The organism is Kaistia sp. UC242_56, from assembly GCF_044452255.1.
Lineage (GTDB): Bacteria > Pseudomonadota > Alphaproteobacteria > Rhizobiales > Kaistiaceae > Kaistia > Kaistia defluvii_A.
Map to the genome: position 1 here is coordinate 1,929,982 of NZ_JBIOAN010000002.1, position 23,694 is coordinate 1,953,675.

Annotated in this window: 21 protein-coding genes and 1 pseudogene; 9 read left to right on the forward strand and 13 right to left on the reverse strand. The window is 66.8% G+C overall.

Translation table 11 applies throughout. The features are described 5' to 3' along the window. Positions 1 to 5 precede the first annotated feature (5 nt). The 4 genes from panB to ACHMWQ_RS11830 all read left to right on the forward strand — a co-directional run bounded on the left by panB (position 6) and on the right by ACHMWQ_RS11830 (position 4,516). Positions 6 to 860: a 3-methyl-2-oxobutanoate hydroxymethyltransferase gene (gene panB / locus ACHMWQ_RS11815; protein WP_396307613.1), complete on the forward strand. Its 855-nt coding sequence runs from the start codon at positions 6 to 8 to the stop codon at positions 858 to 860. Positions 861 to 1,101: 241 nt separating this feature from the next. After that, a complete protein-coding gene (locus tag ACHMWQ_RS11820; RefSeq protein WP_354548248.1) occupies positions 1,102 to 1,779 on the forward strand; it encodes a tetratricopeptide repeat protein in 678 nt (225 codons plus the stop codon). A gap of 138 nt (positions 1,780 to 1,917) precedes the next feature. Next, positions 1,918 to 3,333, forward strand: a complete 1,416-nt coding sequence (der, locus tag ACHMWQ_RS11825) for a ribosome biogenesis GTPase Der (protein WP_396307614.1) — start codon at positions 1,918 to 1,920, stop codon at positions 3,331 to 3,333. Positions 3,334 to 3,508: 175 nt separating this feature from the next. After that, complete coding sequence (locus tag ACHMWQ_RS11830; protein ID WP_396307615.1) at positions 3,509 to 4,516, forward strand: hydroxyacid dehydrogenase; 1,008 nt, start codon at positions 3,509 to 3,511, stop codon at positions 4,514 to 4,516. Between the two features lie 233 nt (positions 4,517 to 4,749). On the opposite strand, the gene ACHMWQ_RS11835 is transcribed toward ACHMWQ_RS11830, so the two are convergent. The 12 genes and pseudogenes from ACHMWQ_RS11835 to ACHMWQ_RS11890 form a co-directional block, all read right to left on the reverse strand. Next, complete coding sequence (locus ACHMWQ_RS11835; RefSeq protein ID WP_396307616.1) at positions 4,750 to 5,487, reverse strand: SDR family NAD(P)-dependent oxidoreductase; 738 nt, start codon at positions 5,485 to 5,487, stop codon at positions 4,750 to 4,752. A gap of 102 nt (positions 5,488 to 5,589) precedes the next feature. Continuing rightward, positions 5,590 to 7,056 (reverse strand): amidophosphoribosyltransferase, encoded by a 1,467-nt coding sequence (gene purF / locus ACHMWQ_RS11840; protein WP_354548256.1) that lies wholly within the window; start codon positions 7,054 to 7,056, stop codon positions 5,590 to 5,592. Between the two features lie 68 nt (positions 7,057 to 7,124). Further along, positions 7,125 to 7,841, reverse strand: coding sequence for a CvpA family protein (locus ACHMWQ_RS11845; RefSeq protein WP_396307617.1), 717 nt, complete (start codon positions 7,839 to 7,841; stop codon positions 7,125 to 7,127). 56 nt (positions 7,842 to 7,897) lie between these two features. After that, on the reverse strand, positions 7,898 to 9,352 hold the full coding sequence (radA, locus tag ACHMWQ_RS11850; protein ID WP_266332252.1) for a DNA repair protein RadA: 1,455 nt from the start codon (positions 9,350 to 9,352) through the stop codon (positions 7,898 to 7,900). Beyond that, positions 9,352 to 10,482 carry an alanine racemase gene (gene alr, locus ACHMWQ_RS11855; protein WP_396307618.1) on the reverse strand — a complete coding sequence of 377 codons (1,131 nt, stop codon included), beginning with the start codon at positions 10,480 to 10,482 and terminating at the stop codon, positions 9,352 to 9,354. Before alr ends, radA begins: the two co-directional genes overlap by 1 nt. 281 nt (positions 10,483 to 10,763) lie before the next feature. Continuing rightward, entirely contained in the window at positions 10,764 to 12,251 is a 1,488-nt protein-coding gene (locus ACHMWQ_RS11860) for a replicative DNA helicase (protein ID WP_266332250.1), read from the reverse strand. A 184-nt stretch (positions 12,252 to 12,435) separates the two neighbouring features. Continuing rightward, positions 12,436 to 13,698, reverse strand: coding sequence for a cyclopropane-fatty-acyl-phospholipid synthase family protein (locus ACHMWQ_RS11865; RefSeq protein ID WP_354548262.1), 1,263 nt, complete (start codon positions 13,696 to 13,698; stop codon positions 12,436 to 12,438). Between the two features lie 224 nt (positions 13,699 to 13,922). Further along, complete coding sequence (gene rplI, locus ACHMWQ_RS11870; RefSeq protein WP_266332248.1) at positions 13,923 to 14,486, reverse strand: 50S ribosomal protein L9; 564 nt, start codon at positions 14,484 to 14,486, stop codon at positions 13,923 to 13,925. A gap of 36 nt (positions 14,487 to 14,522) precedes the next feature. After that, entirely contained in the window at positions 14,523 to 15,467 is a 945-nt protein-coding gene (locus ACHMWQ_RS11875) for a hypothetical protein (RefSeq protein ID WP_396307619.1), read from the reverse strand. Positions 15,468 to 15,658: 191 nt separating this feature from the next. Beyond that, positions 15,659 to 15,918, reverse strand: a pseudogene (gene rpsR, locus ACHMWQ_RS11880) (30S ribosomal protein S18). Then, positions 15,918 to 16,412 carry a 30S ribosomal protein S6 gene (gene rpsF / locus ACHMWQ_RS11885; RefSeq protein ID WP_354548268.1) on the reverse strand — a complete coding sequence of 165 codons (495 nt, stop codon included), beginning with the start codon at positions 16,410 to 16,412 and terminating at the stop codon, positions 15,918 to 15,920. The pseudogene rpsR and the gene rpsF overlap by 1 nt, the downstream one beginning before the upstream one ends. Before the next feature lie 410 nt (positions 16,413 to 16,822). Next, positions 16,823 to 17,692 carry an aldo/keto reductase family oxidoreductase gene (locus tag ACHMWQ_RS11890; RefSeq protein WP_396307620.1) on the reverse strand — a complete coding sequence of 290 codons (870 nt, stop codon included), beginning with the start codon at positions 17,690 to 17,692 and terminating at the stop codon, positions 16,823 to 16,825. Positions 17,693 to 17,786: 94 nt separating this feature from the next. Between ACHMWQ_RS11890 and ACHMWQ_RS11895 the strand changes: the two genes are divergently transcribed. The 5 genes from ACHMWQ_RS11895 to ACHMWQ_RS11915 all read left to right on the forward strand — a co-directional run bounded on the left by ACHMWQ_RS11895 (position 17,787) and on the right by ACHMWQ_RS11915 (position 23,312). Further along, on the forward strand, positions 17,787 to 18,695 hold the full coding sequence (locus ACHMWQ_RS11895; RefSeq protein ID WP_396307621.1) for a LysR substrate-binding domain-containing protein: 909 nt from the start codon (positions 17,787 to 17,789) through the stop codon (positions 18,693 to 18,695). Between the two features lie 136 nt (positions 18,696 to 18,831). Further along, entirely contained in the window at positions 18,832 to 20,586 is a 1,755-nt protein-coding gene (locus ACHMWQ_RS11900; protein WP_396307622.1) for an alkaline phosphatase, read from the forward strand. Positions 20,587 to 20,889: 303 nt separating this feature from the next. After that, positions 20,890 to 21,354 carry a hypothetical protein gene (locus tag ACHMWQ_RS11905; RefSeq protein WP_396307623.1) on the forward strand — a complete coding sequence of 155 codons (465 nt, stop codon included), beginning with the start codon at positions 20,890 to 20,892 and terminating at the stop codon, positions 21,352 to 21,354. 3 nt (positions 21,355 to 21,357) lie between these two features. After that, positions 21,358 to 22,044, forward strand: a complete 687-nt coding sequence (locus ACHMWQ_RS11910) for an ABC transporter ATP-binding protein (RefSeq protein ID WP_396307624.1) — start codon at positions 21,358 to 21,360, stop codon at positions 22,042 to 22,044. Further along, complete coding sequence (locus tag ACHMWQ_RS11915) at positions 22,041 to 23,312, forward strand: ABC transporter permease (RefSeq protein ID WP_396307625.1); 1,272 nt, start codon at positions 22,041 to 22,043, stop codon at positions 23,310 to 23,312. The genes ACHMWQ_RS11910 and ACHMWQ_RS11915 overlap by 4 nt, the downstream gene beginning before the upstream one ends. A gap of 10 nt (positions 23,313 to 23,322) precedes the next feature. Here the strand turns inward: ACHMWQ_RS11915 and ACHMWQ_RS11920 are convergent, their stop codons facing one another. Further along, positions 23,323 to 23,667 (reverse strand): hypothetical protein, encoded by a 345-nt coding sequence (locus tag ACHMWQ_RS11920; RefSeq protein WP_354548280.1) that lies wholly within the window; start codon positions 23,665 to 23,667, stop codon positions 23,323 to 23,325. Between the last annotated feature and the right edge of the window lie 27 nt (positions 23,668 to 23,694).

Genomic DNA, 23,694 nt, shown 5'->3' on the forward strand with positions numbered 1-23,694 from the left:
CTCTCATGTCCGTCGAGCCGCAGACCCGCCGCCTGAACGCGATCGATATCCTGAGCCGAAAGGGTGGCACGCCGATCGTGTCGCTGACCTCCTATCACGCGCATACCGCGGCGATCATGGATCCGCATGTCGACTTCATCCTGGTCGGCGATTCGCTCGGCATGGTGATGCACGGCCTGGAGAGCACGATCCCGGTCACGCTCGACATGATGATCCTGCAGGGGCTCGCCGTGATGCGCGGCTCGAAGCGCGCGCTCGTCGTGGTCGACATGCCGTTCGGCTCCTATGAGGAGAGCCCGCAGGCGGCCTTCCGCTCGGCGGCGCGGATCATGAAGGAAACCGGCTGTGGCGCGGTGAAGATGGAAGGCGGCGTGCATATGGCGGAAACCGTGCGCTTCCTGACCCAGCGCGGCGTCCCGGTCATGGGCCATATCGGCCTGACGCCGCAGTCGTTCAACACGATGGGCGGCTTCAAGGTGCAGGGCAAGACCGAGGCGAGCGTCGCGGCTGTGCTGGCGGACGCAAGGGCGATCGCCGATGCGGGCGCTTTCGCTCTGGTGGTCGAGGGGGTGATCGAGCCGGTGGCGCGCGAAATCACCCAGTCCGTGGCGATCCCCACCATCGGCATCGGCGCGTCGCCGGATTGCGACGGGCAGATCCTCGTGCTGGAGGACATGTTGGGCCTGTCGCCGCGCGTGCCAAAGTTCGTCAAGAAGTTCGGCAATCTGGGCGGCCTGATCGGCGAGGCGATCTCCTCCTATGCCGAGGAAGTGAAGGCGCGGACCTTCCCGGCGCCGGAGAACGTCTACACGCTGAAGACGCCGGCCGCGGCCGAAGCTGCAGCAAAGTCGAAGGGCTGATCGGGAGGCGTCGCGCGACGCTGCTTTGCGGACCTTCTGGTAGGGCGGGGAGTGCATTCTCGCTGCCAGCGATCCTTCCGAATACCGGCGAGGCGGGCACCATTTTCCGGCTGGATCCGCCGGCGGCGTGACGCCGCGGCGGAAGCGCGGGTTTACGGGCGAAGAACCGCCATCATCGATTTGCCAGCGCAGGGTCGCTTCGTTATGGTGCGCGCCGCTGACCGGAGCCGGAAAGAAGAGCATGACTGACATTTTTCACGAAGTCGAAGACGATCTGCGCCGCGAACAGGCGAAGCGTCTCTGGGCCCGCTTCGGACCTTACGTTCTTCTGGCAGCGGTTCTGATCGTCGTCGCCGTTGGCGGCTGGCGCGGTTGGGAATACTGGCGCGAGCAGCAAGCGGCCGCCGAAGGAGACCGTTTCGTCGCGGCGCTGAACCTGGCCAACGACAACAAGCATGACGAAGCCATCAAGGCGCTCGACGAGATCGCGGCGAGCGGCAATGGCGGCTACCCGGTTCTGGCTAGCTTCCGCGCAGCGTCGGAACTGGCCGCGACCAAGAAGACCGACGATGCCGTCAAGGCGTTCGACGCGATCGCCGCCAAGTCCGACACCCCGGCGCTGCTCAAGGCGATGGCGCGCCTGCGCGCCGCCCTGCTCGTCGTCGATACGGCCGATCTGCCGGCCATGCAGGCGCGGGTCGCCGATCTTGCCGCCGTCGGCGGTCCGTGGCGCCACAGCGCGCGCGAACTGCTCGGCATGACGGCATGGCGCGTTGGCGATCTCCCGGCGGCGCGCGGCTATTTCCAGGCCATCGCCGATGATCCGGAGACGCCGCAGTCGATGCAGAGCCGGACGCAGCTGATGCTCGACCTGATCCGTTCCAAGATCGGTCCCGCGCCGGCACCTGCCAAGAGCTGACGCCGACAGGCGCCGAACCCATCGTTTTTCGTCGTTCCGGGGCCACGCGGGGCGTATTAGCCGGAACCTCGACGTGGCAGTATTTCGGGAAGTCGCGGACGCCGCGGCTTCCCGACGCCATTTGAGGCCGTATCTATCATGACCTTCACCGTCGCCATCATCGGCCGTCCCAATGTCGGCAAGTCGACCCTCTTCAACCGCCTCGTCGGGCAGAAGATCGCGATCGTCGACGACACGCCGGGCGTGACGCGCGACCGCCGGCCGGGCGAAGCCCGCATCGGCGATCTCTATTTCACGATCATCGATACGGCCGGCCTCGAAGACGCCGATCCCGAGACGCTCGAGGGCCGCATGCGCGCCCAGACCGAAATGGCGATCGAGGAAGCCGACGTCTCGATGTTCCTGATCGACGCCCGCGTTGGCGTGACGCCGGTCGACGAGCATTTCGCCGAGCTGCTGCGCCGCGTCGGCAAGCCGGTCGTGCTGGTCGCCAACAAGGCCGAGGGCAAGGTCGGCGAGAGCGGCGTCCTGGAAGCCTATTCGCTCGGCCTCGGTGAGCCGGTGGCGATCTCGGCCGAGCATGGCGAGGGCATGGCCGACCTGTTCGCCGCCCTGCTGCCGTTCGAGCGCGAGGAAGACGAGCTCTCCGACGAGGAAGACGATTTCGACGCACCGCTGCCGATCGATCCCGAGACCGGCGAGGAAATGGAAGCCCCGCTCGACCTCAACCGGCCGATCAAGGTTGCCATTGTCGGCCGCCCGAACGCCGGCAAGTCGACGCTGATCAACACCATGCTGGGCGAGGACCGCCTGCTGGTCGGCCCGGAAGCCGGCATCACGCGCGATTCGATCTCGGTCGACTGGACCTGGAACGACCGCCGCATCAAGCTGTTCGACACGGCCGGCATGCGCAAGAAGTCCCGCGTCATCGAGCACAAGCTGGAGCGGCTTTCGGTCGGCGATTCGCTGCGCGCCATCCGCTTCGCCGAGGTCGTGGTGCTGATGCTCGACGTGACGATTCCCTTCGAGAAGCAGGACCTGCAGATCGCCGATCTGGTCGCCCGCGAGGGCCGCGCGCTCGTCATCGCCTTCAACAAGTGGGATCTGGTCGAGGATCGCCAGGCCAAGATGGCCGAGCTTCGCGAGATGGCCGAGCGCCTGCTGCCGCAGGTGCGCGGCGTGCCGCTCGTGCCGCTTTCCGGCCTGACCGGGGCGGGCATCGACAAGCTGATGAGCGAATTGCTCAAGGTCTACGCGACCTGGAACCGCCGCATCCCGACCGCGGCGCTGAACCGCTGGCTGGCAAGCGTGCTGGAGCACCATCCGCCGCCAGCCGTCTCGGGCCGCCGCGTCAAGCTGCGTTACATGACCCAGCCCAAGGCGCGTCCGCCGACCTTCGTCGCCTTCTGCTCGCGCCCCGAAGCGCTGCCGGACGCCTATACGCGCTATCTGCTGAACGGCATCCGCGAGACCTTCAAGCTCGCCGCCGTGCCGCTGCGCCTGCAGCTGCGCAAGGGCGAAAACCCGTTCGAGAACAAGGCGAAGAAGCGGTAGGGTTCGAGCGAAGGGTCGTCTTCACCTCTCCCATAGGGAGAGGTCGACGGCCGCAGGCCGGCGGGTGAGGGGTTCAGGCCTTGCCCGAGAGATCACAGCCCCTCACCCGGAGCTTCGCTCCGACCTCTCCCTATGGGAGAGGTGAAATTCAGTCTCGCTGATCGAGGACAGAGCCATGCCATCGCCCATCCGTGTCCTGATGACGGGCGATGATTTGCTGGAGCCGGCGTCGCGCATCCTCGACCCGATTGGCGCTGTCATCGAGACAATGAGCGGGCCGATCGACCAAGCGCGCATGATCGCGACGCTCTCGGCCAAACCCTTCGACGCCATTCTGGTGCGGGCCAACCCGCCGCTCGGCGCCGCCGTGCTCGATGCTGCGGGGGCCTCGCTGCAGCTGATCTCGAAGATGGGAGCGGGCGTCGACAGCGTCGATCTTGCCGCCGCCACCGAGCGCTCCATCCCCGTGATGACGGCGGGCGACGCCAATGCCGATGCCACCGCCGAGATGGCGATTGCGCTGATCCTGGCGATCCGGCGCGACGTCGTGCGGCTCGATGCGCGGCTGAAAGCCGGCCTTTGGGATCGCGGCCGCTACACTGCCATCGAACTGCGCGGCCAGACACTCGGCATTGTCGGGCTCGGCCGCATCGGCCGCCGCGTCGGCGAGATGGCGCGGGCGCTCGGCATGCGCGTCATCGCCTCCGGCCGGCCGGGCGCAGCTGCCTCGGCCGTCGCCGGGATCTGGACCGTGCCGCTCGATCAGCTCCTGGCCGAGAGCGACATCGTCAGCCTGCATTGCCCGATGGATGCATCCAATCGCGGCTTCTTCAATCGGGCCACGATCGCGCGGATGAAGCCGGGGGCCTTGCTGGTCAATACGGCGCGTGGCGGATTGCTGGACGAGGCGGATGTCGCCGAGGCGCTGGCCTCCGGCCGCCTGGGCGGGGCGGCGCTGGACACGCTGGCGGCCGAGCCGCCAAAACCCGACAACCCGCTGCTGACGGCGCCCAACACGATCATCACCCCGCATATCGCGGCCGAGACGGCGGCGACCATGGAGCGCATCGCGGTGATGGGCGCGGAGAATGTGGTGAACTGGTTCGTCCGGCACGAGGTGATCGTCGACCGGGTCGTCAACCGCGCCGTGCTTCCCAAGCTGAAAGGCGTATCGCTGCTCTAGCGGAGCCGGGCTGGCGTGTGCGCCGCTGTCCGTCGCCCCGGTGAAGGCCGGGGCCCATAAGCGCGGTCCCGCGAATACTGGCTCGGGTTCACTGCCAAATGCCTGTGTGTCTGGATCCCGGCCTACGCCGGGATGACGGCCCGGGATCGAACCAATACGGCAGCAAATCAATGGCGAGAGCGGGGCTTTTCCCCTCTCCCTGAGGGAGAGGGGATGTCACTTCAACCGCTGACCTACCCCAGGAACCGCGTGACGTTGCCGGTCGCAAACTCGAAGCGCGTGCCGTTGTCGGTGAAGCCGGGTGCGATCATGCGGACGATGTCGGCGGCGACGACGTGCGGGTGGTTCAGCGTCTCGGGATCCTCGCCGGGCTTCGCCTTGGCGCGCATCTGCGTGCGCAAGCGGCCGGGATCGAACAGATTCGCACGCACCGTGCTGGAATCGATTTCCGCCGCATAGGTGCGCACCAGCGCTTCGAGCGCCGCCTTGGAGGCCGAATAGACGCCCCAATAGGGACTGCAATTCACCACCGCGCCGGAGCTCAGGAACAGCGCGCGGCCGGCGTCAGACTGGCGCAGCAGCGGATCGAGCGAGCGGATCAGGCGGTAGTTGGCGCTGACGTTGACCGTCATCACCTCGTCCCAGATCTTCTGGTCGAGATGGGCGACCGGGGTGATGATGCCGAGCTGGCCGGCATTGCCGATGAGCCCGTCCAGCTTGCCCCAGCGCTCGTAGATCGAGAGCCCGAGCCGGTCGATCGCCTCGAGGTCGCGCAGGTCAAGCGGCACCAGCGTCGCCGTGCCGCCCTTGGCCTGGATTGTGTCGTCCAGTTCCTCAAGCGCGCCGACCGTGCGGGCGATGGCGATCACATGCGCGCCGGCTTCCGCGACCGCGAGCGCCGCGTTCCAGCCGATGCCGCGCGAGGCGCCTGTGACGACGACGATGCGGCCGGAAAGGTCGGGAGTGGTCACGGAAGACGTCCAATCAAGTTCTAGGTTCGCCCGGGGCGGGGCGCTTGGCGGCGCCGCCTGTCCCGGGCAGACGGGAAGGAGAGAGGGGTAGCGAGCGGGCTATCAGCTCGCTTCGGCCAGTCGCTTCAGCGGCTGAACCTTGCCACGATCTTCGAAATCGGCCAGCCGGGTCGGGTAATCGCCGGTGAAGCAGGCATCGCAGAACTGCGGCGCGTCGCCATTGCGCTGCGCCTCGCCGACGGCGCGGTAGAGGCCGTCGATCGACAGGAAGGCAAGGCTGTCGGCCTTGATGAAATCGGCGATTTCCTGGACCGACATGTGCGAGGCGATCAGCTTCGACTTCTCCGGCGTGTTGACGCCATAGAAGCAGGAATCCTTGGTCGGCGGGCTGGCGATGCGCATGTGTACCTCCGCGGCGCCGGCGTCGCGGACCATCTGCACGATCTTCATCGAGGTGGTGCCGCGCACGATCGAATCGTCGACCAGCACGACGCGCTTGCCTTCGAGCACGCGCATATTGGCGTTGTGCTTCAGCTTCACGCCCATATGGCGGATGGCGTCGGTCGGCTCGATGAAGGTGCGGCCGACATAGTGGTTGCGTATGATGCCGAGATCGAACGGGATGCGGGCGGCCTCGGCATAGCCGATGGCGGCGGGAACCCCGGAATCCGGCACCGGCACGATGACGTCGGCATCGATGCCACTCTCCAGCGCCAGCTCCGCGCCGATGCGCTTGCGGACGTGATAGACGCCGCGACCGTCGACGGACGAGTCCGGACGGGCGAAATAGACATATTCGAACATGCAGAAGCGCGAGCGCTGGCGTTCGAACGGGAAGAAGCTCTCGATGCCCTCATCGGTGATGATGACGACTTCGCCGGGATCGATGTCGCGGACATAGTCGGCGCCGATGATGTCGAGCGCGCAGGTCTCGGAGGCGAGGATATGCGCGTTCTCGAGCTTGCCGAGCACGAGCGGGCGCACGCCGAGCGGATCGCGGCAGCCCATCATCTTCTTTTCCGAAAGGGCGACGAGCGAATAGGCGCCTTCGATGCGGCGGATGGCGTCGATGAAGCGGTCGAGCAGTTGGCCGTGGATCGAGGTGGCGATCAGGTGGATGATCGTCTCGGTGTCGGAGGTCGACTGGAACAGCGAGCCGCGGCGCTGCAATTCGCGCTTCAGCGTCATCGCATTGGTCAGGTTGCCGTTATGCGCGACGGCGAAGCCGCCGCCGGCGAATTCCGCGAACATCGGCTGGACGTTGCGCAGGCCGACGCCACCGGTCGTGGCGTAGCGGTTGTGGCCGATGGCGCGACGGCCGGGCAGGCGGTCGATCACCGCCTTACGGGTGAAGTTGTCGCCGACGAGGCCCATATGGCGCTCGATCGAGAACTGGCGGCCGTCATGGGCGGCGATGCCGGCGGCTTCCTGGCCGCGATGCTGGAGCGCGTGCAGGCCGAGCGCGGTCAGCGCGGCTGCATCGTCGTGTCCGAACACGCCGAACACGCCACACTCCTCGTGGAAGTGATCATCGTCAGCGGGAGCTGGCAGCATGGAAAAATCGTCCATATCCGGTCCTTTTAGCCTGACGGGCGATCGGGGGCGGCGATCGCGTCAGGGATTGGTGCTTCCCCGGGTCAGTCCGGTGCCGGCGTCTGGTCCGGCTCTTCGGCCGGTGGGTCGCCGCTATTGTCGAACAGGTTGTCGAGACCTTGGCGTTCCTGCGTGCCGTAGCCGGGATTCGGCGCCGTCTGCGGCGCGTCGGGCTGGGCCGGCGCAGCATTGGGCGTCGCGTCCGGCGCATCCTCGGCAGGCGCATCCGTCGGCGGCGTTGCTTCCTCGCCCTTGCCGTGCAGCCGGTCCTGAATGGTCTTCTCGATGTCTTCCGGCAGCGCCGCGACGAGCTTGTCCGCGAGTGACTTCAAGATAGGCGCGCTTTGCGCGTTCGCAACCCATGCCGGCTGCCGGTCCGAAAGGATCCAGGACAGGAAGGCGAAGGCGATGACGACCAACAGCAGGCCGCGCGCCACGCCGAAGCAGAAGCCGAGGATGCGGTCGAGCAGGCCGACGCGGCTGTCGATGACGAAATCCGAGATCTTCATCGCGATGTAGCTGGCGATGATGAGCGCGATGAAGAAGATGCCGGCGGCGGTCGCGATGATCGCCACGTTCTTGTTGGCGATATAGGGCTCTACGAAGGGCAGCAGCGACTTGTAGAAGAAGAAGGCGGCAGCGGCGGCGAGCGCCCAGGAGGCAACCGACAGCACTTCGCGCACAAAGCCGCGCACCATGGCCAGCATCGCCGAGATGAGAATGACGACAAAGACCACACCGTCAAGAATCGTGACCGGCATTCCTACGATGTCCCCTCGACCCGCGCTGCAGAAGGTTGCGCTTTAGCCCGTCGCCATCACGAATCCAAGGCCTCATCGGCCACACTGGACCGCCGTCTTGCCGCCGGATCCGGGACGGCGCGTTGTTCTGGCCGCGTCCCCGAGGCCGCGATCATCGCAACAAGTCCGGCCAACTGGTCGATCCCCTGCAATCCGGGACCGAGGTTGGCCTCCTTGTCGATCGAGGCTGCCGGCAGCACCGCCCTGCCAAAACCAAGCTTCTGCGCCTCTTTCAGGCGCTGCGCAGCATGGACGACGGGTCGGACGGCTCCCGACAGACTGACCTCGCCGAAATAGACGCAATCCGCCGGCAGAGCAATACCGGAGAGCGAGGAGACCAGCGCGGAAGCGACCGCGAGATCCGCAGCCGGCTCGGTAATTTTCAGCCCGCCGGCGACCGCCAGATAGACATCGTTCGATCCGAGCTTCACGCCGCAATGCGATTCGAGCACGGCGATCACCATGGCGAGGCGGCCGGAGTCCCAGCCGACGACGGCGCGGCGCGGCGTGCCGAGCAGAGACGGGGCGACAAGCGCCTGGATCTCGACCAGGACGGGGCGCGATCCTTCCATGCCGGCGAACACCGCCGCCCCGGGCGAGGCGGCGTTGCGTTCGCCGAGGAAAAGCTCCGACGGATTGGGCACTTCGCGCAATCCGCTGCCGGTCATCTCGAACACGCCGATCTCGTCGGTGGCGCCGAAGCGGTTCTTCACCGCGCGCAGGATGCGGAACTGCTTGCCGCCTTCGCCCTCGAAATAGAGCACGGCGTCGACCATGTGCTCGACGACGCGCGGGCCGGCGATCTGGCCGTCCTTGGTGACGTGGCCGACCAGCACCAGGGTCGCGCCGGAGTGCTTGGCGTAGCGGATCATCGCCTGGGCCGAAGCGCGCACCTGCGTCACTGTGCCCGGCGCCGATTCGGCCGTTTCGGTCCAGAGCGTCTGGATCGAGTCGAGGATGACGAGGGCGGGGACGGGGCCTGCCTGCAAAGTTGCGAGGATGTCCTCGACGCTGGTCTCGGCGGCGAGCGCCACCGGCGTGTGGGCGACGCCCATGCGCTCGGCCCGCAGCCGCACTTGTGCGATCGCTTCCTCGCCGGAGATGTAGACGACGCGCTCGCCCTTCGCGGCCAGCGCGGCGGAGGCCTGCAGCAGCAAGGTCGACTTGCCGATGCCGGGGTCGCCGCCGACCAGCAGCGCCGAGCCGCGGACGAAGCCGCCGCCGGTGACGCGGTCCAGTTCGGCGATGCCGGAAGGGATGCGCGGCGTCTCGTTGCTGCCGCCGGAGAGCGCCTGCAGCTCGACGATGCGGCCGCGCTTGGCCGGGCCCTTGGCGGGACCGCCGCCAATGCCGCCCGAGGCGCTTTCCTCGACCATCGTGTTCCATTCGCCGCAGGCTTCGCAGCGGCCCTGCCAGCGCGGGCTGACCGCGCCGCAGTTCTGACAGATGTACTGGATCTTGGCCCGCGCCATCAGACGTCTCCGAGGTAATGCCGCGCATAGCGGGCGCCGAGGCTGGTCAGGAACTCATAGCTGATCGTGCCGGCCGCCGCCGCCACGTCGGCAACGGGCATATTGGGGCCGAACAGCTCGACCCAGTCGCCGCGTCCGGCCTCCGGGATGTCGGTGACGTCGATCGCCATCAGGTCCATCGAGACGCGGCCGACCAGCGGCGCCACGCGGCCATGGAGGAAGGTCGCGGCACCAGGCCGGCTGTCGGTCGAGCCGGCCGCGCGGTGATAGCCGTCGGCATAGCCGGTCGACAGGATGGCGATCCGGCTCGGCCGCGCCAGCGTCTGCGCCGCGCCATAGCCGACCGTCTGGTCCGCCGGCACGTCGCGGATCTGCACGATGCGCGCCTCTGCGGTGACGACGGTCTCGAGCGGCGCCATGCCCTCGACGAACGGCCCGCCATAGAGGCCGATGCCGGGGCGCACGAGGTCGAAATGATAACCGGGGCCGAGCACGATGCCGGCCGTGTTGGCAAGCGAGACCGGCAGGCCGGGGAACAGCGCCTTGACGTCCTGCATCGTCGCCAGCTGGCTGGCATTGAGCGGATGGGCGGGCGTGTCGGCGCAGGCGAGGTGGCTCATCACCAGGCTCAGGCCGAGCCGATCGACCAAGCCGGTATCGGCAGCCAGTTCCTGCGCCTCGGCGAAGGTGACGCCGAGCCGGTTCATGCCGGTATCGACATGCAGCGCGGCATGGCCGCTGCCGCCCGCGGCGCGATAGGCGGCCCATTCATTCAGTTCGCCGCTCGAACCGATGACGGGACGGAGCGTCGCCTCGGCATGCACCGAGGCGAGGTCGGTAGCGAGCCCGTTCAGCACATAGATCGTGGCATCCGGCATGGCGGCGCGGACCCGCAGTCCTTCGTCCGGCAGCGCCACGAAAAAGGTGCGGCATCCGGCCCGTGCCAGGGTCCGTACGGCGGGTTCGACGCCAATGCCGTAGGCATTGCCCTTCACGGCGGCGGCGGTCTCCGCGCGGCCCGCCCGCGCGGCGAGCGACTGCCAGTTTCGCGCCAGCGCGCCGAGGTCGATCGTCAGCCGGTTGCCGGCCGTCACGGGCGCCTGGCTGGGGGTGGGATCCGAATGTTCCATCAGGGGAGGGTACGCGATTCTTGGCTGCCAGCACGGCGAGCATGGATCAGGAACTTGCTGGCGGAGGTCTCACCGATTTTCACGGCGATCTCAAGGCGTTCGCATGCAGCTTTGCCCTGCGGCACGACAAAGCCCGTCGCCCCGGCGAAGGCCGGGGCCCATAAACACCGGCCGAGCAATCAGGAGGTACCCCTATCTCCGCAAGCCGGTGCTTCGGGATCCCGGCCTTCGCCGGGATGACGCCAGAGGGATAGGGGAAGGGCTGAAGCCGTGACGCGCCGCTATTCGAACGATTCCGGCAGGTGGTCGCGCTTGGCGAGATTCGAGAAGCGGGTGATCTCGGCCTCGAACTGCAGCTGCACCGTGCCGGTCGGGCCGTGGCGCTGCTTGCCGATGATGACTTCAGCCGTGCCGGCGACCTGCTCCATCTCCGCCTGCCACTTGAAAAACTCCTCGGTGCCTTCCTTCGGCATCTTGCCCTTCAGGTAGTACTCGTCGCGATACACGAACATCACCACGTCGGCGTCCTGCTCGATCGAGCCCGATTCGCGCAGATCGGAAAGCTGCGGCCGCTTGTCTTCGCGCGCCTCAACCTGACGCGAGAGCTGCGACAGCGCGATCACCGGCACGGCCAGTTCCTTGGCCAGCGCCTTCAGGCCGGTGGTGATTTCGGTGATTTCCTGTACGCGGTTGGCCTGGCCCTTGCCGGAGCCCTGCAGCAACTGGAGGTAGTCGATCATCAGCACATCGAGGCCGCGCTGGCGCTTCAGGCGGCGGGCGCGGGCGGTCAGCTGGGCGATCGAGAGGCCGCCGGTCTGGTCGATATAGAGCGGGATGCGCGCCATCTCTCGCGACGCCTCGACGACGCGGGCGAACTGGTTCTCGTCGATCGAACCGCGGCGGATATGCGAGGACGACACGCCCGATTGCTCGGCGACGACACGCGTCGCCAGCTGTTCGGCCGACATTTCCAGCGAGAAGAAGCCGACAATGCCGCCATTGACGGTCTTCATCGAGCCGTCGGGCTGCAATTCGCCGCGATAGGCCTTGGCGATGTTGAAGGCGATGTTGGTGACGAGCGAGGTCTTGCCCATGGCGGGTCGACCGGCCAGCACGATCAGATCGGAGGCCTGCAGGCCGCCCATCTGGCGGTCGAGATCGTCGAGGCCGGTGGCGATGCCGGAGAGATGGCCGTCGCGCTGATAGGCGGCGCTGGCCATGTCGATGGCGGTCTTGAGCGCGTCCTCGAAGGAATGGAAGCCGCCATCATAGCGGCCGGTTTCGGCCAGCGCGAACAGGCGGCGCTCGGCGTCCTCGATCTGCGCCTTGGGCGGCATGTCGATCGGCGCGTCGAAGGCGATGTTGACGACGTCCTCGCCGATGCCGATCAGCGAGCGTCGCAGCGCCAGGTCATAGATCGAGCGGCCGTAATCCTCGGCATTGATGATGGTAGTCGCTTCCGCCGCGAGGCGGGCCAGATACTGCGCCGGGTTGAGCTCGCCGATGGCGAGGTCTGCGGGCAGGAAGTTCTTCAGCGTGACCGGGTTGGCGATCTTGTTCTGGCGGATGAGCTGCGAGGTGATCTCGTAGACGGTCTTGTGCACCGGCTCGAAGAAATGCAGCGGCTCGAGAAAGTCCGAGACGCGATAGAACGCCTCATTGTTGACGAGGATGGCGCCCAGAAGCGCCTGCTCGGCTTCGATGTTATGCGGCGGCTGCCGATAGAATTCGGCTTGCTGCGGCGGTGCGGCTCGCGCTGGAACGTTCATGTTTGATTGGCTCTCAGATCCCTGAGCCCTAGTTAGGCGCAGGATGGGCCGACCGCCTAACGTTCGCTTCCTTCGTACCCGTTATCCATAGGTTAACGCCGAAGACTCCGCGCCAAGGGCACTTGCCGCTTGCGCGAAGCGTTTCGGTGACAGTTTGGTGAAAACGACCGATTCGGCCCTCCCTCTAGCCGTTTCCGGCGATTTTCAGGGAAGGACGCTGGCCGGCATGGTCGCGGAGGCGCAGGGCTTCCTCGGCCTGCCAGATATAGTCCCGCGTTAGCGGCAGCGCGTTCTGGTCGCGGACGATCTGGATCTGGAAGATCATCATGTCCTGATAGCGGAAGGCGGTCTCGGAGGCGGCGAGATAGAACTCCCACATCCGGCAGAAGGCCTCGTCGTAGAGCGCCAGCGCCTCGGCACGCCGGGCGAGGAATCGCTCGCGCCAGGCCTTCAGCGTCTCGGCGTAATGAAGCCGGAGGATCTCGACGTCCGTGACCTTCAAGCCCGCCTTCTCGATCGCCGGGAACACTTCCGAGAGCGACGGGATATAGCCGCCCGGGAAGATGTATTTCTGGATCCAGGAATTGGTCTCGCCGGGCTCATCGAACCGGCCGATCGCATGCAGGACCATCACGCCGTCTTCGGTCAGGAGCCGGCGGACCTGCTCGAAATATTCGCGGAAATGGCCCACGCCGACATGCTCGAACATGCCGACGGAGATGATGCGGTCGAACTGCGTCTTGAGCGCCCGGTAGTCCTGCAGCTTGAACGAGGCGCGTTCGGCGAGGTTCATCGCGGCGGCGCGGGCATTCGAGACCTTGTGCTGCTCCTCCGACAGCGTCACGCCGGTGACGTCGACATCGGCATGGGTCGCCAGATACAGGCCGAGGCCGCCCCAGCCGGAGCCGATATCCAGCACCTTCTGGCCGGGCGCCAGCGCCAGCTTGGCCGCGAGGTGACGTTTCTTGGCGACCTGCGCTTCTTCCAGGCCGGTGTCGGGCGTCTCGAAATAGGCGCAGGAATATTGCTGGTCGCTGTCGAGGAACAGCGAATAGAGCCTCCCGTCGAGATCGTAGTGGTGGGCGACGTTCTGGCGCGCGCGGAACGGTGTGTTCCACTGCCGGAAGCGCCGGGTCCAGACACGCAGCCGGTACACCGCGCGCATCCACCAGGAGCGGCCGCCGCCACCGGTGTTCTGCAGGACCACTTCCAGGAAATCGTAGATCGAGCCCTGCTCGACCACGAAGCCGCCATCCATGAAGGTTTCGCCGAGCTTCAGCTCGGGGTTCATGATGACCGCCCGCTCGGCCGCCGCCGAGGTGAAGCGGACGCGGACTGGAACGCCGCTGCCATCGCCGAAGCGGTGGAGCCTTCCCTTGGCGTCGATGATTTCAAGCGATCCACGCTTCAGGACGCCTGACAGATAGTTGATGAGCAACCGGTTCATGGTGATCCGCTGCCCCCCTCCTGAATGTCTTGGTTTACCAAGGCAGGTTGCGACAAGGCGGTCGGCGACATCCGGCCGTCGAAGCGATGGTAGCCCCGATTTCGCCGCAATTTCAAGCGGGTACGCGTTAAGCCGATTACGTAGCGACTTCCAAACGAAAAGAGCGCCGCGGAAACCGCGGCGCTCTCTCGAAAATAAGGCTCCCTTCAGGTGAAGGGACCCGATCAGATCTCTTCTTCGTCGTCGACGCCGGCGAAGCCTTCGCCTTCCGGAAGCGGCTCGAGCTCGAAGTCGTCCTGGACGGCCGAGAGGTCTTCACCCTTCGACTGGCGGGCGGCTTCGTCGACGCTGCGGGCGACGTTGATCGTGACGGTTGCTTCCACTTCCGGATGCAATGCGACCACGACGTCGTGCAGGCCGATGGTCTTGATCGGAACTTCGAGCACGACCTGGCTGCGGCCGACCGAGAAGCCGGCCTCGGTGACGAGTTCGGCAACGTCGCGGCTCGAAACCGAACCGTACAGCTGGCCGGTCTCGCCGGCCTGGCGAACGACGATGAAGGACTGGCCGTTGAGGGCCTCGGCGACCTTCTCGGCGTCGGACTTGCGCTCGAGGTTGCGGGCCTCGAGGTGAACCTTCTCGGCCTCGAAGCGCTTCTTGTTGGCTTCGTTGGCGCGCAGCGCCTTGCCCTGCGGCAGCAGGAAGTTACGGGCGTAGCCGTCCTTGACGTGTACGACTTCGCCCATCTGGCCGAGCTTAGCGACGCGCTCCAGCAGAATAACGTCCATGGTATGACTCCTTCGTTCTATAATTCTATCAATGACTTACGAGATGCCGGGCCGTGCCGCGAAGCGGCGGGCCCGGAATTGAAGGGCCGTGTCGGCAAGTCCGATCACGGCCATGATGCCGAGCGGCAGCAGGAAGATGAAGCTGACGGCATAGACCAGGAAAAGCAGCAACGGCCGCGCCGCCTTGCCGAGAAGCACCGCATGCAGCAGACCAAATCCGGTCAGCGCGAAGGCGAAGCCCATGGCGCCGGCGACGGCGCCGGCGATCTGGCCCGGTACGCCCGGCAGCAGGCTGACGACGAAGGCGAGGCCGAAGAACAGGGCCGCCGGCTGCGGCAGCACGACCGTCCACAGCGGCGTCCATTCGCGCGTCAGCAGGCCCGACATCTTGGCGATCCGGGCGCCGAGCCAGGTGGCGAGCACGAGGATGCCGAGCATGAGGCTGGCCGAGGTGAACGGCATCAGCCCGATGTTGAAGCGGACCAGTGGCTCCATCTCGGCATCGGTCGGCGTCATGCCTTCCGATTGCGCCAGCCAGCTCTTCAGCACGGCCAGCGTCTGCGTGATCAGCGCCTCGGGGTCGTAGCCCAGCAGGAAGCCGGTGACGACGACGGCCGCCGCGACGGCGAGCGACACGCGCATCAGCACGACGTCGAGGGGAAACCACTGCCGCTCGCCGGGCGCGGTTTCGTCCGGCCGCGACAGGCCGACGAGATGGGCTGCCCAGGCGACGGGGGCGGCGAAGAGGATAAAATAGAGCCCGCCGGCGAGATGGCCGATGGCGAAGCCGATCAGCGCCGAAGCGACGGCGGCCGCGGCAGCGCCGGAAAGCGTGCCGAATCCGAGCGCGGCGATGGCGATCGGCAGCGGGGACAGGATGAAGAGGGGGAAGGCGAGGGCGGTCCCGCTGACGAGCCCGGCAAACAGCAGCGCTGCCGCCATTCCGGCTCCAAAGCCAATCAGGATATTCCGCATCGACATGTTATCTCGCTGTCCCGCTTCGAGAGCGGTTAGAGGCAGGTCACGGGAAGCCCGGCCATACCCCAACCAAGTCTTGCCTCAGGGAGGCACTGGAAATCTTGCCCGAGGGGCTGTGCCGGACCGGCGGCAGGCGTCGGTCCGGCGAAGTCAGCGATCGCCGAGGGAAACCGGAGTTTCCGGCGATCGGAGTCTTACTTGATCACGTAGGGGATCAGGCCGAGGAAGCGGGCGCGCTTGATCGCCTGGGCGAGCTCGCGCTGCTTCTTGGCGGAGACCGCCGTGATGCGGGACGGAACGATCTTGCCGCGCTCGGAAATGTAGCGCTGCAGGAGACGGATGTCCTTGTAGTCGATCTTCGGCGCGTTGGCGCCGGAGAACGGCAGGTCTTCCGACGACGGAAGAACGGGCGGCGCTGGCCGCTGGAGGTGCTGGTGGTGCCGATGTCAGCCATTATTCAGCCGCTCCTTCAGACTCATCCGAGCGCGGACGGCGCTCGCCACGGAAACCGCCGCCGGCGCCGCCTTCACGGTCGCCACGGAAGCCGCCGCCGCCACCACCGAAGCCGCCACGCGGACGGTCGCCACGGTCGCCGAAGCGGCCGCCACGGTCGCCATCGTCACGATCGCGCTTCTGCAGCATGGCAGACTGGCCTTCCTCATGCGCCTCGACCTTGAGGGTCAGGATGCGGAGGACGTCTTCGTTCATGCGCTGCTGACGCTCCAGCTCGGCCATGGCGGCCGCCGGTGCGTCGATGTTGATCAGCGTGTAGTGCGCCTTGCGATTCTTGCGAATGCGGAACGCAACAGACTTCAGGCCCCACTGCTCGATCTTGCTGACCGTGCCGCCATTGGCCTCGATGAGGCCCTTGAACTGCTCGGTAAGTGCTTCGACCTGCTGTGCGGACACGTCCTGTCGCGACAGAAATACGTGCTCATAAAGCGGCATGATTGCCCTTCCTTTTCATTGCCCGGCGCCAAGCCTCACCGAAGCCTTCGAGAAAGGCTGATCGGTACAACTTCGAGAGCGGGAACACGGGAAGACGGGATCTTGTGATCCCTACGGCTCGCGCCGCCTTCCGTTCAACCCCCGGCCGGGTGTCGATACGACGGGCGGTGCATATACGGGAATGACCGGGAAGGCAAGGCGCAGCGGCGCACACGGCCTAGCTTGCGGGAGGTTTCGATCCCGTCGCAGCGGATGTTCGAGCAAGCCTGGACCGAAAGCAAGACCCTCACCCAACCCTCTCCCGCAAGCGGGCGAGGGCCTTCGGGCCCGCGCAGGTCCTCGGTTCCCAGCCTTGCGAAGGGCACCGCGGGACTCCCTCTCCCGGCACGGGAGAGGGCAGGGGTGAGGGCTTACTTCGCCCCGATAGCGTCCAGCTCTGCCAAAGCATCATCTGGCAAAACCAGGTCGGCGACGGCGAGGTTTTCCCGGAGATGCGCCACCGAAGCGGTGCCGGGAATGAGCAAAATGTTCGGCGAACGGCGCAGCAGCCAGGCCAGCGCCACCTGCATCGGCGTGGCGCCCAGGCGCGTCGCGACGTCGTTCAGTGTCGAGGATTGCAGCGGACTGAAGCCGCCGAGCGGGAAGAACGGCACATAGGCGATGCCGTCGCGGGCGAGATCGTCGATCAGCGCGTCATCACCGCGATGGGCGAGATTATACTGGTTCTGCACGCAGACGATCTCGACCATTCGCCGGCCCTCGGCGATCTGCGCCGGGGTGACATTGCTGAGGCCGATATGACGCACCAGCCCCTGTCGCTGAAGCTCCGCCAGCACCGCGAGCGGCGCCTCGATCGATCCTTCGGCCGGGCCATGCGTATCGAACATGATGCGAAGGTTCACAACGTCGAGCGCGTCGAGGCCGAGATTGCGGAGGTTGTCGTGAACTGCCGCCGTCAGTTCCGCCGGCTCATAGGCGGGGATCCAGGACTTGTCAGCGCCGCGTCGCGCGCCGATCTTGGTGACGATGGTCAGGTCGTCGGAATAGGGATGCAGCGCCTCGCGGATCAGCTGGTTGGTGACGTGCGGGCCGTAGAAGTCGCTGGTGTCGATATGGTCGACGCCTTGCGCCAGCGCCTCGCGCAGCACGGCGAGGGCTGCCGTATGGTCTTTGGGTGGCCCGAACACGCCGGGCCCTGCGAGTTGCATCGCCCCATAGCCAAGCCGCTTCACAGTGCGGTTGCCGAGCTTGTGGGTGCCGGCCGCGTCGATTTTGGACATCGTCTGTCTCCGTTTTCGGTGACCCACAGATAGAGGCTGCCCGCGTTTCCGATAATCCGATACAATCCGGACGGCTTGTGCGGATTGGCGAACAATGACGGCGGAACTGAGTGATCTCAATGCATTCGTGGCGGTGGCCCGCGCCAAGGGATTTCGCGATGGCGCACGGCTTACCGGCGGTAGCGCCTCGGCGCTGAGCGAGGCGGTGCGGCGGCTGGAGGCGCAACTCGGCGTTCGCCTGTTCAACCGGACGACGCGCAGCGTCCAGCTGACCGAGGCGGGCAGGGGGCTACTGGAGCGGCTGGCGCCGGCATTGGCCGAGGTCCAGGCGGCCCTCGACGTGGTCAATGGCTATCGCGACCGGCCGGCCGGGGTCCTGCGACTGAACGTGCCGGTCAGTGCCGTGCGGCTGGTGCTGCCGGATATCGTCCCGGCCTTCCTGGCGGTCTATCCTGAAATCCGCCTCGAGATCATCGCCGAGGACAGCTTCGTCGACGTGCTTGCCGCCGGCTGCGACGCCGGCATCCGCTATGACGAGCGGCTGGAGCAGGACATGATCGCCTTGCCGATCGGGCCGCGCGTCCAGCGCTTCGCGACCGCAGCGGCGCCCGCCTATCTCGATCGTCGTGGCCGGCCGGAACATCCGCGCGATTTGCTGGAGCACGACTGCATCCGCGGCCGCTTTTCCAGCGGATCGATGGCGGCCTGGGAATTCGAGCGCGATGGCGAGATCGTCCGCGTCGAGCCGACGGGCCCGCTGATCGTGCAGGCGGGGCCTGCCACCGACCTCGCCGTCGACGCCGCGCTGGCCGGCACCGGCATCCTCTATCTGTTCGAGGACTGGTTGCGGCCGTATCTTCGAAGCGGCGCGTTGGAGCCGGTGCTCGAGCCCTGGTGGCAGCACTTCTCCGGGCCGTTTCTCTATTATCCGGGCCGTCGCCTCGTCCCGGCGCCGCTGCGCGCCTTCGTCGATTTCATCCGGGATCGGCCGCCGCATCCCTGACGCGCTCCGCCGTTATTTCCACGCCGGCTTGTCATTTCGCGCGCTTTCGTCGGGCGCTTTCACATGGGTGTCATGCGCAGCTTTTAGGCCCGGTCCGTAGGCCGCTGCGCGGCCCCCCATTTCGAAGAGGCTCCCGATGCGCACATTGCTGTTCACGCTGGCTGCGACGACCATGCTCGCCGGCACGGCACAGGCGACCACGGTCTATCCGCTGGACCGCGCCACGATTCTCGCCGGCTCGCCGTTCGACTTCAAGGTCGAGTTCAACGAGACCGTAAAGCCCGAAGACATCAAGGTCACGGTCAACGGCCAGGACTACAAGACGGTCTTCGGCCAGGAAGCGACCTTCACCGAGACGGAACTCGGCAAGGACGACAAGAAGCTCGGCTCGGCGCTGACGCTGCGCAAGCTCGTGCTCGCCACGCCCGGCGACTACAAGGTCGAGGCCACCGCTGGCGGCGAGACCAAGTCCGTCTCCTGGGTCGTCTACGGCACGGCCGAGCAGCCCAAGGCCAAGAACGTCATCTTCCTGCTCGGCGACGGCCTCTCCGTCGCACATCGGACCGCAGCGCGAATCATGTCCAAGGGCATGACCGAGGGCAAGGCCGATGGCCGCCTCGCCATGGACGACCTCGACCACATGGCCTTCATCGGCACATCGTCGACGGAAGCCATCGCCACCGACAGCGCCAATACGATGTCGGCCTACATGACAGGCCACAAGACAGCCGTGAACGCGCTCGGCGTCTATGCCGACCGCACGCCGGCTTCGCTGGATGACCCGAAGGTCGAGACCCTGGGCGAGGCGCTGCGTCGCCAGACCAAGAAGTCGATCGGCATTGTCACCACGTCGGAACTGCAGGACGCGACCCCGGCCGCCGTCGTCGCTCACACCCGCAAGCGCGCGGACAAGGCCGAGATTACCGGCATGATGTTCGACGTGCAGCCGGACGTCGTGCTCGGCGGCGGCTCGGCCTATTTCCTCGGCAAGGAGACGCCCGGCTCCAAGCGCAAGGACGACAAGGACTACATCAAGCAGTTCCAGGACGCCGGCTACACGCTGGCCACCGACAAGGCGGAACTGGAAAAGGCCGCCGGCACCAATACCGGCAAGATCCTCGGCCTGTTCCACACCGGCAATATGGACACGCTGCTCGACCGCAACTTCCTGAAGAAGGGCACGGTCGGCAAGTTCCCGAACCAGCCGGGCCTGGTCGAGATGACGGAAGCAGCGCTCGCGCAGCTTTCGAAGAACCCCGAGGGCTTCTTCCTGATGGTCGAGGCCGCCAACATCGACAAGATGTCCCATCCGCTCGACTGGGATCGCGCCGTCGTCGAGACCATCGAATTCGACAAGGCGGTCGCCGCGGCCCGCGCCTTCGCCGAGAAGAACCCAGACACGCTGATCGTCGTCACGGGCGACCACACCCACGGCGTCTCGATCATCGGCACGGTCGATGACGACAAGGCCGGCCCGGAGATGCGCGAAAAGGTCGGCACCTATGCCGATGCCGGCTTCCCCAACTACACGGACGCGGACAAGGACGGCTACCCGGACAAGATCGACGTCAGCCGTCGCCTGTTCATCGCCGCCAACAACGGCCCCGACCACTACGAGACCTTCCGCCCGAAGCTCGACGGCCCGTTCGTCCCGGCCGTGCAGAACGAGAAGAAGGAATATGTCGCCAACGAAGCCTACAAGGACGTTCCCGGCGCCGTCTTCGTCCAGGGCAACATCCCCCGCGAAGGTGACTCGGGCGTCCATGCCGTCGACGACGTCGTTCTGCAGTCGACCGGCCCCGGCTCGGAAGGCTTCAAGGGCTACATGGAACAGAGCGACGTATACCGCGTGATCGTCGACGCGCTGGCCCTCGCCCCCGCCAAGAAGTGATCCGGCGGCCTCTGGCTGCATACTCAGGCTTCGGGCGCAGGCGCCCGGAGCCGCTTTGTTGAGGCCTGGGCTGCTTTTAGTGGCCTATCCCTTTCGCTTGTGGCTTCGTCGCCCCGGCGAAGGCCGGGGCCCATGCACACCGGCCTATCAAGGGGAAGCCAGACTTCGCCACATCGGTGTGTCTGGATCCCGGCCTCCCCCGGGATGACGACCGAGGGTCCCAAGAGCGTGACGCTTCAATGATGTTGCGCCAACACCTCAGGGAGAGGTGAGCGAAGGTCTCTGCACCCGATAGGAAAAACCATGACGCTGGTTCGTATTTCGCGGCGCGACGCGCTGCTGGGCGGGTTCACCGCCCTGGCGACGGCCTCCGGGATCGCACCGCCCGCGCTTGCCGCCGCGCCGACGCTGACCTTTGACGAACTCTATGGCTCCGTCGGCGTCCTCGGGCTGACCTTCTCCGACAAGGTCAAGCAACTGGCCGGGCAGACCGTGACCATGCGCGGCTTCATGGCGCCGCCGCTCAAGGCCGAGGCGGCGTTCTTCGTTCTGACGGAAATCCCGATGGCGCTTTGCCCGTTCTGCTCGTCCGATGCCGATTGGCCCGACAATATCCTGGTCGTCTATCTCGGCGAGAAGCAGACCTTCGTGCAGCCGAACGCGGTGATCGAGGTGAGGGGCGTGCTCGAATATGGCTCGTGGACCGACCCCGAGACCGGCTTCGTCAGCCTGCTGCGCCTGCGCGACGCCAGCTTTGGCGAAGTCTGAGCCATGCTCGGGTTGCGCCTCGAACGTCTCGTCGTTTCCTTCCCGGGCCTGCCGACGCCGGTCCTGTCGATCCCGGCGCTGGCGATCGCGCCCGGCGAGAGGGTCGCCGTCACCGGGCCTTCCGGTTCCGGCAAGAGCACGCTGGTCAACATCGTCACCGGGCTGGAGCGCGCGAGCGAGGGCGTCGTGCGCTGGCGCGATACCGATATCGCCACGCTTTCGGAGGGCGCGCGCGATGCGTGGCGCGCCGGGAATGTCGGGCTGGTGATGCAGGACTTCCATTTATTTCCTGGCCTGTCGGCGCTCGAAAACGTGCTGCTGCCCGTCCGGCTGCGGGCGCGCAGCGTTGCCCCGCATCTCGAGCGGGCGCGCGAGCTGATGCGCCGGGTCGGGCTCGCCCGTCCCGACCAGCCGGTCACCACCATGTCGCGCGGCGAGATGCAGCGCGTCGCCGTCGCCCGCGCGCTGCTGCGCAAGCCTGGCGTGATCATCGCCGACGAGCCGACGGCGAGCCTCGATCCCGAAAGCGGCGCCGTGGTCGGCGATCTCCTGCTGGAACTGGCGGCCGAGGAGAGAGCGACCCTGCTGGTCATCTCGCACGACGCGCGGCTGATCGAGCGCATGGACCGGCGCATCCGCCTTGTCGCGGGCCGCATCGCGGCCGACCCCGCCGGAGAACAGGCCGCATGATTCGCTTCGTCTTCGCCGATCTCCGCCGCCTCTGGGCGGGCTCGCTGGTCGTCATCCTGCTGGTGGCGCTCGCCACCGCGCTTGGCGTCGCCGTGACGCTGCAGGAGCGGGCGCTGCGCCTCGGTAGCGCGCGGGCAGCGGACCGGTTCGATCTCGTCATCGGCGCCGCCGGCAGCGAGACGCAATTGGTGCTCTCCTCGATCTTCCTGCAGGCAGCGCCGCTGCCGCTCGTCTCCGGCAAGGTGCTGCACGATCTCGCCGAGGATCCCCGCGTCCTCTGGGCCGCGCCGGTCGGCTTCGGCGATTCGTTCGATGGCCATCCGATCGTGGGCACCACCACGGCGCTGATCGATGGCGCCGGCGGCGGGCTGGCCGGGGGCCGGGCTTTCACCGCGCGCGCCGAAGCCGTCATCGGCGCCGCGGTGCCGCTCCGGCTGGGCCAGGACGTGAAGCCGATGCACGGCATGGCGGGCGAGGGCGGTCATACCCATGCCGAGATCGCCTATCGCGTCGTCGGCCGCATGGCGCCGACCGGCACGCCCTGGGACCGCGCCATTCTCGTCCCGATCGAGGCGGTCTGGGGCCTTCACGGCATGGATGCGGGTGGTGCGCATGCGCACGACGTATCCGATCACGATCGCGACTCGCCCGGCCACGACCATGCGACAGAGGCGGATTCTCCGCGCCATGAGGAACCGACGGCGGCGCTGGGTGGCCCTTGGAGCGAGACCACGCCGGGCGTGCCGGCCATCCTCGTCAAGCCGCGGACCTTCGCCGATGCCTACAAGTTGCGCGCCCAGTACCGCGCCGGCTCGACGCTGGCGGTGTTCCCGGGCGAGGTGCTGACGGCGCTCTATGCGACGCTGGGCGACGCCAAGGCCGTGCTGAACGGCGTCGCCATCGGCGCGCAGTTCCTGGTCGCTGCTGCGATCGCGCTGGTGACGGTGATGCATGTCGGCCAGCGCCGTCGCCAGATCGGCGCGCTGCGGGCGCTCGGCGCGCCGCGCCTGGCCCTGTTCGGCATCGTCTGGATGGAATTGTTCGTGCTGGTCGCGATCGGCATCCTTGCCGGCTGCGCGCTCGGCTATGGCGCGGCGCAGTTCCTGTCGGCGCTCTTCACTCGCGAGAATGGCGTCGTGCTGCCGGTCGCGTTCGCCCGCGCCGATTTCGCACTCGTCCTGGCCTTGCTGGGCGTCGCCGCCCTGTTGGCGGCGCTGCCCGCCTGGATGGCCTATCGCCAGCCGCCCGCGGCTGCGCTGCGCGCCTGAGGCCCGCCGCTCAGCTTGGCGAGAGCACGTTGATCAGGATCATCAGCGCGATGCCGAACGCCGTCACGAGCAGGCCGAGCATGAAGCGGTTCTTGGCGCGCTGGTAGACCGGGATCTCGAGCGAGTTGACCTCGAGCATCTCGGCCAGCGCCTTGATCTGCAGGCCGACGCCGAGCGCCAGCGCGACCGCCTCGATGTAATCCGTCACCATCCATGGGGAATCGTCGGTCGCCCACTGCACGGTGAAGCCGAGCGAGAAGCCCAGCACGATGCCCATCGCGGTCAGGGAGCCATTGCGGAACGTGGAATCGATTCGCGGCACCGGTTCGCGCGGGCTGTTCGGATCCGAGGCCATGGAGTCGTCTCCATCAGGATGCGGCGG